The 15,292-nt window shown below is 41.0% G+C and carries 12 protein-coding genes; 5 read left to right on the top strand and 7 right to left on the bottom strand.

All coding sequences use genetic code 11. The annotated features are described in order from the left end of the window. Nucleotides 1-94: 94 nt before the first annotated feature. From QX565_RS13495 to QX565_RS13480, 4 genes are all read left to right on the top strand, one after another. Nucleotides 95-1,615 (top strand): RagB/SusD family nutrient uptake outer membrane protein, encoded by a 1,521-nt coding sequence (locus QX565_RS13495; RefSeq protein ID WP_289293023.1) that lies wholly within the window; start codon nt 95-97, stop codon nt 1,613-1,615. Nucleotides 1,616-1,651: 36 nt separating this feature from the next. After that, complete coding sequence (locus QX565_RS13490) at nt 1,652-2,575, top strand: zinc-binding metallopeptidase (RefSeq protein WP_289293022.1); 924 nt, start codon at nt 1,652-1,654, stop codon at nt 2,573-2,575. Between the two features lie 14 nt (nt 2,576-2,589). After that, complete coding sequence (locus QX565_RS13485) at nt 2,590-3,879, top strand: DUF4302 domain-containing protein (RefSeq protein WP_289293021.1); 1,290 nt, start codon at nt 2,590-2,592, stop codon at nt 3,877-3,879. Between the two features lie 209 nt (nt 3,880-4,088). Next, a complete protein-coding gene (locus QX565_RS13480; protein ID WP_221649711.1) occupies nt 4,089-4,931 on the top strand; it encodes a helix-turn-helix transcriptional regulator in 843 nt (280 codons plus the stop codon). A 954-nt stretch (nt 4,932-5,885) separates the two neighbouring features. Here the strand turns inward: QX565_RS13480 and QX565_RS13475 are convergent. The 4 genes from QX565_RS13475 to QX565_RS13460 form a co-directional block, all read right to left on the bottom strand. Further along, entirely contained in the window at nt 5,886-6,641 is a 756-nt protein-coding gene (locus tag QX565_RS13475) for a succinate dehydrogenase/fumarate reductase iron-sulfur subunit (protein ID WP_025866861.1), read from the bottom strand. Between the two features lie 30 nt (nt 6,642-6,671). Then, nucleotides 6,672-8,615 carry a fumarate reductase/succinate dehydrogenase flavoprotein subunit gene (locus QX565_RS13470; RefSeq protein WP_007482946.1) on the bottom strand — a complete coding sequence of 648 codons (1,944 nt, stop codon included), beginning with the start codon at nt 8,613-8,615 and terminating at the stop codon, nt 6,672-6,674. A 38-nt stretch (nt 8,616-8,653) separates the two neighbouring features. After that, complete coding sequence (locus tag QX565_RS13465) at nt 8,654-9,346, bottom strand: succinate dehydrogenase/fumarate reductase cytochrome b subunit (RefSeq protein ID WP_002558382.1); 693 nt, start codon at nt 9,344-9,346, stop codon at nt 8,654-8,656. Between the two features lie 193 nt (nt 9,347-9,539). Continuing rightward, nucleotides 9,540-10,406: a helix-turn-helix transcriptional regulator gene (locus tag QX565_RS13460; protein ID WP_221649712.1), complete on the bottom strand. Its 867-nt coding sequence runs from the start codon at nt 10,404-10,406 to the stop codon at nt 9,540-9,542. A 108-nt stretch (nt 10,407-10,514) separates the two neighbouring features. On the opposite strand from QX565_RS13460, the gene QX565_RS13455 reads away from it, so the two are divergent. Continuing rightward, nucleotides 10,515-11,141, top strand: coding sequence for a phosphatase PAP2 family protein (locus QX565_RS13455; RefSeq protein WP_289293020.1), 627 nt, complete (start codon nt 10,515-10,517; stop codon nt 11,139-11,141). 149 nt (nt 11,142-11,290) lie between these two features. On the opposite strand, the gene QX565_RS13450 is transcribed toward QX565_RS13455, so the two are convergent. The 3 genes from QX565_RS13450 to QX565_RS13440 are packed head-to-tail and all read right to left on the bottom strand — an operon-like array spanning nt 11,291 to nt 15,276. Beyond that, on the bottom strand, nt 11,291-12,913 hold the full coding sequence (locus QX565_RS13450; RefSeq protein ID WP_289293025.1) for a S41 family peptidase: 1,623 nt from the start codon (nt 12,911-12,913) through the stop codon (nt 11,291-11,293). Nucleotides 12,914-12,940: 27 nt separating this feature from the next. Continuing rightward, nucleotides 12,941-13,396: a pantetheine-phosphate adenylyltransferase gene (gene coaD, locus QX565_RS13445; protein WP_289293019.1), complete on the bottom strand. Its 456-nt coding sequence runs from the start codon at nt 13,394-13,396 to the stop codon at nt 12,941-12,943. An 8-nt stretch (nt 13,397-13,404) separates the two neighbouring features. Beyond that, complete coding sequence (locus QX565_RS13440; RefSeq protein WP_002558376.1) at nt 13,405-15,276, bottom strand: DNA topoisomerase IV subunit B; 1,872 nt, start codon at nt 15,274-15,276, stop codon at nt 13,405-13,407. Nucleotides 15,277-15,292 lie beyond the last annotated feature (16 nt).

Raw genomic sequence — 15,292 nt, 5'->3', positions numbered from 1 at the left:
TTGAAAAATGAGAGAAAAGAGATAACTAATTGATTTATAAAGTTAATAACAAATAAAAAAGTATTCAATTATTAGGAATACAACATAGAAGAATATGAAACTAAGACATATCATCAATGTATTTATCGGATTAACCTTTGTATGGATAAGCACTTCATGCGAAAGCTATCTTGATAAATTACCCGACAACAGGGCTAATCTGGATTCGGAAGATAATATTACCGATTTATTGGTATCGGCTTATCCTGCTGTTGCTATCTGTATGTTAGGAGAAGCCTCGTCGGATAATATTAAAGACAATGGAATAAACTACGGTACTTTAAACCAAGTGGTGGAAGAGTATTACAGGTGGCAACCTTCTACACAGAAAATTGCGGATTCTCCGACACATTTATGGGAAGGATGTTACGGAGCGATTGCTGTTGCCAACCAGGCGTTGGAGGCAATTGACCTGTCGGATAATCCCGATGAACTGAATGCGCAGCGTGGAGAAGCTCTTCTTTGCCGGGCATACAGTCATTTCATGCTGGTTAACGTTTTCTGTCAGGCTTATAATGAACAAACAAGTGATAAAGATTTAGGAATACCTTACGTAAAAGAAAGAGAAACAATTGTCAGCAAGAATTATGACCGCGGGACGGTGAAATTAGTTTATGAGGATATTGCACAAGATATTGAAGAAGGTATAGGACTCATTAACGATGAACTTTATTCTATTCCAAAATATCATTTCAACACCAAAGCTGCCAATGCCTTTGCCGCCCGCTTTTATCTTTATTACAGAAAGTATGACAAAGTAATAGAATATGCAAGTAAGGTATTGGGGAATTCTCCGGCAAATATGCTACGGGATTACTCTCCATATCCTTCGCTTTCATCTTACTTTGAAATAGGAAATCAATATATTAAGGCAGAAGAGAACAGCAACCTGCTTTTGCAAACGGCTGTATCGGCTTATGCCCGTATGACAGGGGTTTATAAGACGTATCGACGTTACGGGCATCCTATTGCAAAAATGCTGGAAACCTTACTTAGTGCAGGTATCTGGGGAAATGAGCGTTCGCTTAAATATTTCGACAAACTGTTCGGTACGCAAGAATATGGATTGGTATTTCCCAAACAGATTGAATTCTTTGAATATACTGATAAGGTGGCGGGTATCGGACAAGCGCATATCGTAACTACGGCTTTTACGACGGATGAGTTATTGCTCTGCCGTGCCGAAGCTTACATCTATCAAAAAGAATATACCCAGGCTGTAACTGATATACAGGCTTGGTTTGATACACATGCCTCCGGAGTTACGGTTTCACGTTCGGCTGTCAATCAATATTATGGTAGTCAAGCTACAGAAAGAACAAAGAAGGAACTACATCCGAAGTTTACTATCGAAAATGGCGAACAACTCAACTTTGTGAACTGTATCCTCCATTTGCGGCGGATAGAAACCATTCATGAAGGTCTACGCTGGTTTGACATCAAACGCTATGGTATTGAAGTTACTCACAATATAAGTGGCAGTAGTGATGATATATTGACTGTAGATGATCCGAGAAGAGCGATTCAGATACCAACAGATGTGATTAGTGCGGGACTAACTCCAAATCCCAGATAAAAACAGCTATAATACATGATAAAAAGAAATAAAAATATGATGCGAAGTTTTAAATATATAATTCTATATTCATTCTTGTTTTTCATCAGTATATCTACTTTTACTTCTTGTGGAGAAGATGATTTGGATGAAAGCACATTCGGTAAGATAAAGGTCGAACGGAATGAATTTGATAGCTGGTTGTTGGATAACTATATAAAGCCATACAATATTGACTTGAAGTACCGGTTTGAAGACATTGAAAGCGATATGAGTTACAATCTGGTTCCTGCAGAGCTGGAGAAATCCAAAGAAATGGCTAAACTCATCAAGCATCTTTGGTTGGGGGCTTATGACGAGGTATGCGGAGAAATATTTATGAAACAATATGGTCCGCGTATCATCAATTTGATTGGATCGTCGGCCGTTAATCCGGATTCTAAAACAGAAGTGCTGGGTACTGCCGATAAAGGAATAAAAGTTACTCTCTATAAAATTAATTCTCTCGATAAAACCAATATCGAGCTATTAAATCTATACTATTTTCGAACTATGCACCATGAGTTTGCACACATTCTGCATCAGACAAAAAATTATCCGACCGAGTTTAATGAGATATCTGTCAGTAATTATTCTCCTACGGGCTGGATGAACCGTACAAACGAACAGGCTCACCGTATGGGCTTTGTGAGCAATTATGCCAGTAGCGAAGCCCGGGAGGACTTTGTAGAAGTTATTGCTAATTTCTTAACCCGTACGGATGCAGCTTGGAACGAAATTCTTCGACAAGCCACATTCACAGATGAAGAGGCTAAAGAAGAATTGCCGGGCAAACAAGCAACCGGTACCGGCAATGGAAAAACAATTATTCTCTCTAAACTGAAAATTGCTCGTGAATGGTTGAAAAGTGCCTGGAATATCGATATAGACAAATTGAGAACAGTGATTGCAAAACGTTCTACAGAAATTGATTCACTTTGAAAATCATACCGAATATGAAAAAGATATTGTTTATTTTAATTAGTATACCTTTTCTCTTTTTAGTCGCATGTACAGGAGAGGAAAAGGAGATCTATAGTGGAAATTCAAATGAACGCCTTACGGAGGAGGAAGAAGCATGCCGTAAAGATCTCCGGGGAGCAGAAAATGGATGGATAATGGAATATTTCCCAGATACCTCCCTGTATGGAGGATATCAGTTGATTGTGTCGTTTGACGAGGACGGCATGGCCACGTTTTCAGCAGAGAAAGCAGTAAGTGGAGATAATACCCGGAAAGAATCCGGCATGTATACGTTAAAACACGAAAACGGGATATTATTGGCATTTGACACATATAATAAGATATTCCATAAATTCTCCGATCCGCAATCGGATGGAGTAGGATTCGGAGGTGATTATGAATTTTATATCATGGAGCATAATTCCAACCAGATCATACTTAAGGGTAAGAAAACAAATCAAAGGATAGAGATGCGCAAACTATCGTCGGACATTTCCTGGAGCGAATATTTGTCGGGCATAGATAAAATGGCATCATTGGTGGATACCAAATATCTGGACATGTTACTCAATGGTGAGTCGATAAGTATGTTAGCCAAAAGTTCATCTGCGCGCTGTTTTAATCTGTCTTATACGGTAAATGACAAGGTTGAAACAAAGTTGATGTCATTTATTCTCACAGCGGAAGGAGCGAAATGTGCCAATCCCGTAACTATTGGAGGTGCAACAATAGAAAGTCTCAAATGGGATGATGCAGAAAAAAAACTTGTTTTCAAGGATGATAAAAATACAATTGAGATAGGAACCTTGCCTATCAATCGCATTTTTAATCAGACAACGGATACGTGGTATTTTGCAAATAAGCGTAGTAGTACCCGCTTCCGTCAGTTGTGGAATAGTATGGTTTATATCATGAACAATGATTTCGGAACTACCTTTAATGACTTTTATCTCGGTTTATATACCAATCCATTTGAGCCGGAAACAAGCCTTCAGGCGATTTTGGCTATTTGTAAGGAGAACATAGGAAGCGTATATACTACTCAATATGAAGTAGTAGAAGGGACTGATGATCAAATTCGTATTCTTTGGAAAGGTTATGGTATGAGTGCACAGTATTATTATAAATCATATGAACCGATAATTAGTTTCTTAACGAAAGAGGGTGAAAATGAGTTCATTATTGAGGCTGATAATAATATATATCCTCAGGAAATAAAATTTACGAAGGTGTCTAATCCCAACCATTGGTTTATTATTTCAACAAAACGAGAAGCACATTAGCAATTATTCCGGTCATAAGCATGTGAAAGGATAGCAGAAAGGTGTTCAAAACAGATAAACCAGCCTACACCGATGGCATATAAATGATTAATTGATTCCTCAAGGAGAGTTATTATAGCTTTTCTTGAGGATTTTTTTAGTAGGATGCTTTGTCTATTAAAATATTCTTGTACATTTGCTGGAAACATAAACAAATAATATATACTACTATGCCCGGTACCCCCACTTGCGGAGTAACGATGAACTGTCCGGAATGTCCTAAGGCAGTGAACAATGCCATCATCCACGCTTCTCATCCGAGAGGGTTCCATAAACCTGCTCAGAAGTGTGAGGAAAATCTTATCATTTTTCTACTCAAAGGTGAAATACTTATCAATAGCCAGGAGTATGCCGGTACGATGATGCATGCTGGTGAATTTATTCTTCAGGCCATTGGTTCAAAACTGGAAATACTTGTCATGGCAGATGCTGAATGTGTGTGTTATAGCTTTAACAAACCTGAACTTTTTTGTGAAGAGCGTTACAATTACATCATGCACGATGTAACTCCGCCTCTGATTTTTTCTCCACTAAAAATAGTACCTGAGTTATTGCATTTTCTCGAAGGATCTGCAATTTATTTGTCTAAGGAAAAAATTTGTCGTGAATTGCTGTCATTGAAGCGAAAAGAACTGGCTTTTATTCTTAGTTCTTATTATTCCGATTACGAGTTATCTACGTTGATACATCCACTTTCTAAATATACTACCAGCTTTCAATATTTCGTTCTCGAAAATCATGCTAAAGTGAAAACAGTAGAAGACTTTGCTCAGTTAGGAGGATATACTGTAACCACTTTTCGTCGTATTTTTAACTCTGTATTTCATGAACCCGTCTATGAATGGATGATGAAGCGACGTAAAGAGGGAATCATCTATGATCTTCGCTATACGCAGGCTACTATATCTGAAATTTGTTATCAATATGGCTTCGAATCTTTGCCTCATTTCTCTAATTTTTGCAAGAAGAATTTTGGTGCATCTCCCCGTAACATACGTTCCGGGAAAGCATAGCAGTATTTCCTTCATAATGTGTTGAAAAAAGGGCATCGCTTCACAGCGACGCCCTGCCTAAATAGATGCCTGACAGTTCGCACACACGCTCGTGTGCTTTTCATAAAGATTTATCAGCTGCCGGCATCCTCTCTTACATAAGGGATGATAAAATTCTATTAACTATTAAATCAGAGTTATTTTTCGTGGCAATGGACTAATATATTAATAACCTCCATGCCTGTATTTTGTTTTCTTGTAACTGTTCACTGTTTTTTCTCTTTTCTTGTGTACATAAATTCTTTTTAATACTCTTTATAATAAAAATAGATGCAAATGTTTCGGAGGCGCTTGTTTTGTAAAACGAGAGCGTGTGACCGAAACATTATTCTAGACTGTGGTCCGACCAAGAACCTCCCTTCGAATAATGAGTCAGCCCACGCTCCCTTTATTTGTATATATACGAAATAATCTATTTGTGCATAAAAAGCACAAATATAACATATATATGCAATAAAGGTTGCGGGACTTTCTCTGTGCCGAAGTTTGAGATGAAAATTGGTCGGTTTCAGTCTGGCACAAATATTTGTTCACGCAACTAAAAAGATGCACTGTAAGTTATGCTATTTATACATTGAATACGTGATACATCTTCTTTTCTTTTTGCAAATATAATGTATTAATAATTATTAAGCTTGTGATAATCTATTTATTTTCTTAATTCCTAAGAAAATTGGTTAAGCTTTTGTCTGAAATCGCCTTTAATACGCAGGATGAGACGTTTCTTTGTTTTCTATTTCTTTGTAGAAAAAGCTCTAATTTATGGTTGTATATTGCAGAAAATCTTCTATTATGTGATAAATGAAAGTACATTACTTCTATCCTCTGTTCACCCAGTTCGGATTAAGAGAAAAAAATCCCCCACCTATATTGGGTGAGGGATTCTTCTGCTATTAATCAAATACTAAATTATATTTAGTCTTTCAGTTTTGCAAGGATGAAGTCACGGTTCAGACGAGCGATATTGCTGATAGAAATATTTTTCGGACATTCAGCTTCACAAGCACGAGTGTTTGTACAGTTACCGAATCCGAGTTCGTCCATCTTAGACAACATAGCCTTCGCGCGGCGTGCAGCTTCTACTTTTCCTTGTGGAAGCAGATTTAACTGACTAACCTTTGCTGAAACGAACAACATAGCCGAACCATTTTTACAAGCAGCTACACAAGCACCGCAACCGATACATGCAGCAGCGTCCATAGCTTCGTCAGCGATGTCCTTAGAGATAAGGATAGCGTTGGCATCCTGAGGAGCGCCTGTATTTATGCTTACGTAACCACCAGCCTGCATGATCTTGTCATAAGCAGAACGGTCTACCATTAAGTCGCGGATTACCGGGAAACCGGCAGAACGCCATGGTTCAACAGTGATTGTGTCACCGTCTTTGAAACGACGCATGTACATCTGGCAGGTAGTAGCACCTGTTGCAGGTCCGTGTGGGTGTCCGTTGATGTACAGAGAGCACATTCCACAGATACCTTCGCGGCAGTCATGGTCGAATACGATTGGTTCGCCACCGTCATTAATAATTTGTTCGTTCAGAATATCCAGCATTTCGAGGAACGATGTGTCACCCGGGATATCTTTCATTTGGTATGTTTCAAAAGCACCTTTAGCTTTAGGGCTTTTCTGACGCCATACTTTCAGCGTGAATGATATATTTTTATCCATTTTTTGTTTTCCTTTAATTGATTAACCGAATTATGACTTGTAATTACGAGTCTGAACTTTCACAAACTGATAGTTCAAATCTTCTTTGATCAATTCCGGTTCTGAATCTTCACCGGTGTATTTCCAGCAGGATACGTAAGAGAAGTTCTTGTCGTCACGCAGCGCTTCACCTTCCGGAGTCTGGTATTCTGTACGGAAGTGGCCACCACAAGATTCTTCACGGTTCAAAGCGTCACGGGCCATTAGCATACCTACTTCGATAAAGTCAATCAGACGGAGTGCTTTTTCAAGTTCTACGTTCAGTTCGTTTACATCACCCGGGATACGTACATTTGTCCAAAAGTCTTTCTTCACTTCCTGAATACCATTCAATGCTTTTTGCAGTGACTCTTTGGTACGAGCCATACCTACAAAATCCCACATAATGTGACCCAGCTTTTTATGGATAGAATCAACGGAGTGTTTACCGTTAACGGCTTTGATCTTCTGGATCTTCTCCTTGATAGCTTTCTCTGCTGCTGCAAACTCAGGCAGATCTGTAGAGAAACGTGGAACCTGAATCTGATCGGCCAGGTAATTCTGGATTGTGTAAGGCAGTACGAAGTATCCGTCGGCCAGACCCTGCATCAAAGCGGATGCTCCCAGACGGTTGGCTCCGTGATCAGAGAAGTTAGCTTCGCCGATAGCGAACAGACCCGGGATGGAGGTCATCAATTCATAGTCAACCCAGATACCACCCATTGTGTAGTGAATAGCGGGGAATATCATCATCGGAGTTTTGTATGGATTCTCGTCGGTGATTTCTTCGTACATGTCGAAGAGGTTACCATAACGGGCGCGAACCACATCTTCACCCAAACGGTCGATTGCATATTTGAAATCAAGGAATACAGCCAGACCGGTATTGTTTACACCGAAGCCGGCATCGCAACGTTCTTTGGCAGCACGTGATGCTACGTCACGAGGTACGAGGTTACCAAATGCAGGGTAACGGCGTTCCAGGTAGAAGTCACGGTCTTCGTCAGGAATATCAGTTGGTTTCTTTGTTCCGGCTTGCAGTGCTTTGGCATCTTCGATTTTCTTCGGAACCCAGATACGTCCGTCGTTACGGAGAGACTCAGACATCAGCGTCAGTTTAGACTGCTTGTCACCGTGTACAGGGATACAAGTCGGGTGAATCTGTGCGAAACATGGGTTAGCAAAATAAGCACCTTTCTTGTAACACTGGATAGCTACAGAGCCGTTGGAACCCATAGCGTTGGTAGAAAGGAAGAAAGCGTTTCCATAACCACCAGTACCGATTACTACAGCATGAGCTGCGAAACGTTCGATTTCACCGGTTACGAGGTTGCGGGCAATGATACCACGTGCACGTCCATCGATGATAACGAGGTCAAGCATTTCATAGCGAGTAAACAACTTGACAGTACCTTTCTGTACCTGGCGGCTCAATGCTGAATAAGCACCCAGCAACAGCTGCTGTCCGGTCTGACCGCGGGCATAGAATGTACGTGATACCTGTGCACCACCGAATGAGCGGTTGTCAAGTGTGCCACCGTAATCGCGGGCGAAAGGAACACCCTGGGCTACACACTGGTCGATGATGGCGTTGGATACTTCTGCCAGACGATAAACGTTGGCTTCACGTGCACGGTAGTCACCACCTTTGATTGTATCGTAGAAAAGACGGTATACGGAGTCACCGTCATTTTGATAGTTCTTAGCTGCATTGATACCACCCTGTGCTGCAATAGAGTGAGCACGACGGGGAGAATCCTGGATACAGAAGTTGAATACTCTGAATCCCATTTCACCCAGAGAAGCGGCAGCAGATGCGCCGGCAAGTCCGGTACCTACAACGATAATGTCGAGACGACGTTTATTGGCAGGATTTACAAGTTTTTGGTGAGCTTTATAGTTACTCCATTTTTCGGCTAACTGGCCTTCAGGAATTTTAGAATCTATTTGAGTCATAATGCTATTTACGATTTAATCAGTTACAATTATAAAATTTAGCAAGCGCCGCATGCCAACGATTTAACGAAGAATACGACTACTACCAGGGCGAAGCAGATGACAACGATAGTTGAATAGATATTGGAGATACATTTCCAACGGTTGATCCATACTTTGTTGTTCCAGCCCAGTGACTGCATAGAGCTCCAGAATCCGTGAGTAAGGTGGAACCAGAGAGCGGCAAGCCAAATGAGGTAAAGCACTACGTATACAGGATTAGAGAAGGTGTTGATAATGTGATAAACACCGTCGGCAGCGTAAGTAGTGTCTACTACTGACCCCATGTTGTGCATCAATTCGGGGAGCTGCATCTTAGCCCAGAAGTTAAACAAATGAAGACCCAATCCAAGGATTACGATAAGGCCCAGCACAAGCATGTTTTGTGAAGCCCATTCTACAGTTTTGGGTTTGTCTACTACGGCATAACGTTCGTTACCGCGTGCTGCACGATTCTGCATTGTCAGCCAGAAAGCATAGATAATGTGAATCACGAAGAGGGCAGCCAGTCCTAAAGTCGCCACTAACGCGTACCAGTTTGCTCCCAGGAACTCACAAACCATGTTGTAACCCTCAGCCGAGATGATCGCAACAAGGTTCATCGCCATGTGAAACGTTAGAAACAGGACAAGGGCGATACCTGTAACGCTCATCACCACTTTCCTTCCTACAGATGAATTACTTAACCACATAAATGATTGATTTTAAATTATTTAATTGTTAGAACTATGAATTTTATTTTACGTGCATACGTCTCTTCGTGCAAAAGTACAGGAAATACATTGATTAACCAAAGAATTAAAGAAATAATTCTTTAATGTATCCGTGTGTCAATGTACTGGTTAGCTTGTGTTGTTATGGTGGAATTGACAGATATGTCAACTATTATTTCTTACTTATCTTTTCGCCTTGGGCAGCACGTGATCGCAGGGCACGGGGAGAATCACCAAAAGAGGCTTTACAGAAGTGGGCAAAATGTGATAAAGAATCGAAGCCATAGCGGGCGCTGATATCAGTAATTCGTTCTTTGGTGTGTTGCAGATCGTCAAGAATTCCTTCGCGTTTTTTATCGAGTATCCATTCATATACCGGTACACCATACAGGTTTCTGAAAAGGCGGCGAAATGTTGTGACAGTATATCCACCCAAGTGGGCAAATTCTTCTACATTTTTGACTTTTCCATAATTTTGCATAACGAAATATTGGAAACTTTCAGTATAGGTACTGATAGGATAGAAGAAACTGGCGAGTTGTGGCTGAGGATAATAACAAATGAGGAGGAATACGAGTTCCTGACATTTTAATTCAATAAAAGGGCCGCAGGAAATACCTTCCGCCAGATATTCGCTGAGGCCAACTATGAGATTGTTAAGGCGGGAATTCATCATCAAGGGGGTATAAGTCAATGGAGCTTCGGCACCGTTCAGAATTTCGCGATAGCGATCTTCGCATATTTGTGGAAGTTGGTTGAACCAATATACAATATATTCCACCTCTGTCAATGCCAGTATTTCAATTTTAGAACCAATGGCCTGAAGAATAAATTGTCCGGAATGCAAACTGGTACCAGGATATTCCTGGCTATTTACAAGTAGTTCGCCTTTTATTATGAATATCATACAGTTCTGTGTGCATTTATCAGCAGGGAAGTGTTGTCCTCTGGGAAAACTCCTGTAGATCAGTGTACTTTCAGCTGTTTTGGAGCACTGTGCACAGTTAGTGAATCTTTTACAAGAACTGTTTTTTATCATGGATTAAATAAGGACATGTTAATGGTTAAGGGAACAAAGATATTATTTTTTTTATGAATACTCAATGTTTTTGCTATATCTTTGTCCAATCTAATAAGTAAGAATACGATGAGAAAATTTGTGGTTATCTGTGTTTCGATGTTCTGTATAATAGGCGCTCAGGCACAAAATTGGGATATAAACACGTTGCATAAAATAAACAGTATGGATGGGAAGTTTGTGCGGAATTATAGCAAAGTATTTTCTCGTTCGGCACCTTATATTTCGGTAGGTGTACCTGTGGCCATGGCTATTTATGCGGGTATAGGAAAGGATAAAGAACTATTGAAAGATGCTGTATATATTGGGACAAGTGTTGCTGAAGCAGTAGTATTAACCTATGGTATAAAACATCTGGTGGGACGTGAACGCCCTTATGACCGCTATCCGGGGCGGGTGCATTCGTACAGTACGGAGAGTAGCCCTTCTTTTCCGTCCAGTCACACGTCGGCTGCTTTTTCATTGGCTACATCGTTGAGTATTAAGTATCCTAAATGGTATGTGATTGCTCCATCGGCCCTTTGGGCTTGTTCGGTGGGATTTTCACGAATGAATGAGGGTGTGCATTATCCTTCGGATGTAATAGCAGGTGCGGTGATCGGTACTGGTTGTGCGGTGGTCAATGTATATGTAAATCGTTGGCTGAACACCTGGTTGTTTGGTGAGAAGAAGAAAACTCCCGGATTGGTATATTAAAAAAAAAAGTATTGCTAATTTGTTGATAATCAGTGTTTATAAAGGTGTGCACTTTTGATGTGCAAGAGTGTACGCCTTTGTATAATAAGAATGTACATTTTTGTCCTATAAAAGTGTACATTCTTGCAAACGTCTCTTCACGTTCTTATTTATTTCAGCATTTGCTCGTATTCCTTCGATTTCAATATTTCCAGTGCCCGTTCTACACTTTTGTTTGTTTTATTCATCACTTGGAAATATTCATTCATATCCCATAGATCACGGGCTATCAATGCTTTTAATTGTGTTTTGATCAATGGCAGAGCTTTGTTATATTGTTCTTCATTGAACTCAATCTTCTCCTGATCTGCCATGTCACGCATCATTTTCAATAATTCATCATCTACCTCAAACTTTTCATTGAAGGTTTCAAATTTCTTGTATTGGTTTGCGAGCTCTTTGCGATACTTCTCGATATACTTCATGGTTAATTTAATGATAACTCCTTTGGCTACAAGGTTACGATGGTAATCTGTATAAAGAGTGGTATCAATCGGAACAAAGTAATCGGGCATAATGCCACCACCGCCGTAAACGGTACGTCCCAGTTTCTTGGTCTGGCATTTTAGTGAATCGGGGAAGTGGATGCTGTCTGCATTCATCAATTCACCGCGGTTGAAGCGATCTATCAAATCCTGATTATATCTCTTCTGATTACTTTCATCGCTGTTATTTCTACCTGCGAGTTTAGTATCTGCTGTACTCTCATAGGGCTTTTGAATACAACGACCTGCGGGAGTATAATATCGGGCGATGGTCAGACGAATCATAGAACCGTCCGGCAGATCGATCGGGCGTTGCACCAGTCCTTTACCGAAAGAACGACGGCCTACAACTACTCCTCTGTCCCAGTCCTGAATAGCCCCGGTTACAATTTCACTGGCTGATGCAGAATATTCATCTACTAATACCACCAGACGCCCTTTGCGGAAATTTCCTGTACCTTTAGCAAAGAATTCACTACGTTGTGCAGTACGTCCCTCTGTATATACGATTAATTCTTTCTCTCCCAGGAATTCATTTGCCAGGTCAATGGCTGCATTCAGATAACCACCTCCGTTGCCTTGCAGGTCGAGGATAAGGTCTTTCATTCCTTTCTTTTGCAGTTCCTTCATTGCCGTAAGGAACTCCTCAGCTGTGGTAGCTCCAAAACGGTTGATGCGGATGTAACCTGTTTTGGGTTCAATCATATAAGCAGCATCCAGGCTGAGAATGGGGATCTTATCCCGCTTTACGGTAAAAAGTAATGGGTCTTTCACACCCCGGCGGATGATGGTCAGGTTTACTTCTGAGTCTTTCGGTCCACGGAGACGGGCCATGATATCTTCTGTACTCATTTTTACACCTGCGATGGCTGTGTCGTTCACAGCTACAATGCGGTCACCGGCAAGAATGCCTACTTTCTCAGAAGGGCCATTACTGACAGGTTGTACTACCAGCAATGTGTCTTCAATCATCTGGAATTGAACACCGATACCTTCAAAATTGCCTTGTAGAGGTTCGTTCATCTTCTTCACTTCTTCGGCATCCGAGTAAGTGGAGTGAGGGTCGAGTTGTGCCAGCATCTTAACGATGGCTTCTTCTACGAGTTTATTTTCGTCTACTTTGTCTACATAAAGGTTGGCGATAGCAAATTCGGCCATTTGAAGCTTGCGCATGGCAGGCGTACCGAAGTTCTGTGCCTGTGCTGTAATAGCCCACAGGCAGACCAAAAGGGTATATATCTTCTTCATCATCTTAATTTACTTAATCACGCATCATTAATCAATTTCCATTCCTTCGGGAATGAACATGCTGATGTCCTTATTATAGCTAAGAAGTTCACGTACAATCGTAGAGCTGATACAGGTAAGTTCCGGCTCAGTAAAAAGCAGAATTGTTTCTATGCCTGCTAACTTTCGGTTGATGTCCGCGATGGTCTCTTCGTATTCAAAGTCTTTTACCGTACGTATACCACGAATTATAAACTGAGCGCCTACTTGTTTTGCAAAATCAATGGTCAGGCAATCATAAGACATCACTTTAATTCGCGGCTCGTTCTTATAAAGCTTCTGAATCATCTCTACACGTTTCTCTATCGGGAAATAAGTGTTTTTATTTTCATTGATACCTATTCCTATAGTTACTTCGTCCATAAAAGTCAATGCACGTGTAACTATCGAATAATGTCCGATAGTAAACGGGTCGAACGTGCCCGGAAAAATAGCTCTTCTCATGTGTTGTTTTATGCTATATCTTCTTCTATAACCAGATTGTCTATAATAAAGTTTTGTCGTTCCATTGTATTTTTACCCATGTAGAACTCAAGCAGTTCTTTTACCAAGTCGGTCTTACGCAGTGAAACCTGCTCCAGGCGCATGTCTTTGCCAATGAAGTGTTTGAATTCATCCGGAGAGATTTCTCCTAAACCTTTGAATCGGGTGATTTCCGGATTAGGATTCAACTCTTTGATGGCTCTTTGGCGTTCCTCATCACTGTAGCAATACAACGTTTTTTTCTTGTTGCGTACACGGAACAGAGGTGTTTGCAAGATGTAAACATGTCCTTTCTTTATCAGATCCGGGAAGAACTGAAGGAAAAAAGTGATAAGCAACAAGCGGATGTGCATACCGTCCACATCGGCATCTGTAGCTACAATTACTTTGTTGTAGCGTAATCCCTCTATGCCATCCTCAATGTTGAGGGCAGCTTGCAATAGGTTGAACTCTTCGTTTTCGTATACCACTTTCTTGGTTAACCCGAATGAATTAAGAGGTTTACCACGAAGACTAAATACGGCTTGTGTATTCACGTCACGGCTTTTAGTGATAGAGCCACTTGCCGAATCTCCCTCGGTAATGAAGATACAAGAGTCTTCTTCCAGGCCTTTGCCTTTCGGATCATTTAGGTGGATGCGGCAGTCACGTAATTTACGATTGTGCAAGTTTGCTTTTTTAGCACGTTCGCGAGCCAGTTTGGTTACACCGGCTATGGCTTTACGCTCTTTTTCAGAGTCCTGTATTTTTTGAAGCATGATTTCTGCCACATCTCCGTGTTTATGCAGAAAGTTGTCTACTTCTTGTTTAACGAAGTCACCAACAAACTTATTTACTGTTACGCCACCAGGTGACATATTGGTAGAACCCAGTTTGATTTTAGTCTGACTCTCGAACATCGGTTCTTCAACGTTGACCGCGATAGCAGCTACCAGCCCATTGCGTATATCCGTATAGTCCTGATTCTTATTGTAAAATTCTTTAATGGTTCGTGCTATATGTTCCTTAAAAGCACTTTGGTGCGTACCACCTTGTGTGGTATGCTGGCCGTTGACGAATGAATAATACTCTTCACCGTACTGGCCTGTATGTGTAAAGGCTATTTCAATGTCTTCTCCTTTGAGGTGTATAATCGGGTAAAGTCCGTTGGCAGTCATATTATCGTTCAGAAGATCTACAAGACCATTTCGTGACACGATGCGCTGTCCGTTATAGATAATTGCAAGTCCGGTGTTGAGGTAGGTATAGTTGCGCAACATCGTTTCGATGAATTCGGGGCGGAAACTATAGCCTAAGAATAGGGTAGCATCCGGTTCGAAGAAAATATAAGTTCCATTTTCCTCTTCCGTATCCTGTGTTTCGTCTGTCAGCAGATCACCTTTGGAGAAAGTGGCAATACGCACTTTTCCTTCTCGATAACTGCGTACTTCAAAACGTGAGCTTAGTGCATTGACTGCTTTTACACCGACACCGTTCAGTCCGACACTCTTTTTGAAAGCCTTACTGTCATATTTTCCACCGGTATTCAGCATACTGACTGCTTCAATCAGCTTTCCTTGTGGAATACCTCGTCCATAGTCACGTACGCTAACACGGAGATTCTCTTCGACAATAATTTCTATCTTTTTGCCGGCTTGCATCTTGAACTCGTCGATACTGTTGTCTAACACTTCTTTCAAAAGGACATAGATTCCGTCCTCGGCATGTGCGCCGTCGCCCAACTTCCCGATGTACATACCGGGACGTGTGCGGACATGCTCCATGTCGCTCAGATGACGGATGTTGTCGTCTGTGTATTCTACTGGATTGTTGTCTACAGGTATCAGCTCGTTCTCTTCCATAAATAATAATTTTTTA

This window comes from Bacteroides sp. 41_26 (assembly GCF_949740115.1).
GTDB classification, from domain to species: Bacteria; Bacteroidota; Bacteroidia; order Bacteroidales; family Bacteroidaceae; genus Bacteroides; species Bacteroides nordii.
Note: the sequence above shows the minus strand (reverse complement) of the source record. Positions and strands in the feature narration are given on the sequence as shown.

What these genes read in the sequence shown, in the direction of transcription:
- QX565_RS13475 (WP_025866861.1), bottom strand. Translation starts at nt 6,641, where the DNA reads ATGGATAAAAATATATCATTCACGCTGAAAGTATGGCGTCAGAAAAGC.
- coaD (WP_289293019.1), bottom strand. Translation starts at nt 13,396, where the DNA reads ATGAGAAGAGCTATTTTTCCGGGCACGTTCGACCCGTTTACTATCGGA.
- QX565_RS13465 (WP_002558382.1), bottom strand. Translation starts at nt 9,346, where the DNA reads ATGTGGTTAAGTAATTCATCTGTAGGAAGGAAAGTGGTGATGAGCGTT.
- QX565_RS13480 (WP_221649711.1), top strand. Translation starts at nt 4,089, where the DNA reads ATGCCCGGTACCCCCACTTGCGGAGTAACGATGAACTGTCCGGAATGT.
- QX565_RS13450 (WP_289293025.1), bottom strand. Translation starts at nt 12,913, where the DNA reads ATGAAGAAGATATATACCCTTTTGGTCTGCCTGTGGGCTATTACAGCA.
- QX565_RS13495 (WP_289293023.1), top strand. Translation starts at nt 95, where the DNA reads ATGAAACTAAGACATATCATCAATGTATTTATCGGATTAACCTTTGTA.
- QX565_RS13490 (WP_289293022.1), top strand. Translation starts at nt 1,652, where the DNA reads ATGATGCGAAGTTTTAAATATATAATTCTATATTCATTCTTGTTTTTC.
- QX565_RS13470 (WP_007482946.1), bottom strand. Translation starts at nt 8,615, where the DNA reads ATGACTCAAATAGATTCTAAAATTCCTGAAGGCCAGTTAGCCGAAAAA.
- QX565_RS13455 (WP_289293020.1), top strand. Translation starts at nt 10,515, where the DNA reads ATGAGAAAATTTGTGGTTATCTGTGTTTCGATGTTCTGTATAATAGGC.
- QX565_RS13460 (WP_221649712.1), bottom strand. Translation starts at nt 10,406, where the DNA reads ATGATAAAAAACAGTTCTTGTAAAAGATTCACTAACTGTGCACAGTGC.
- QX565_RS13440 (WP_002558376.1), bottom strand. Translation starts at nt 15,276, where the DNA reads ATGGAAGAGAACGAGCTGATACCTGTAGACAACAATCCAGTAGAATAC.
- QX565_RS13485 (WP_289293021.1), top strand. Translation starts at nt 2,590, where the DNA reads ATGAAAAAGATATTGTTTATTTTAATTAGTATACCTTTTCTCTTTTTA.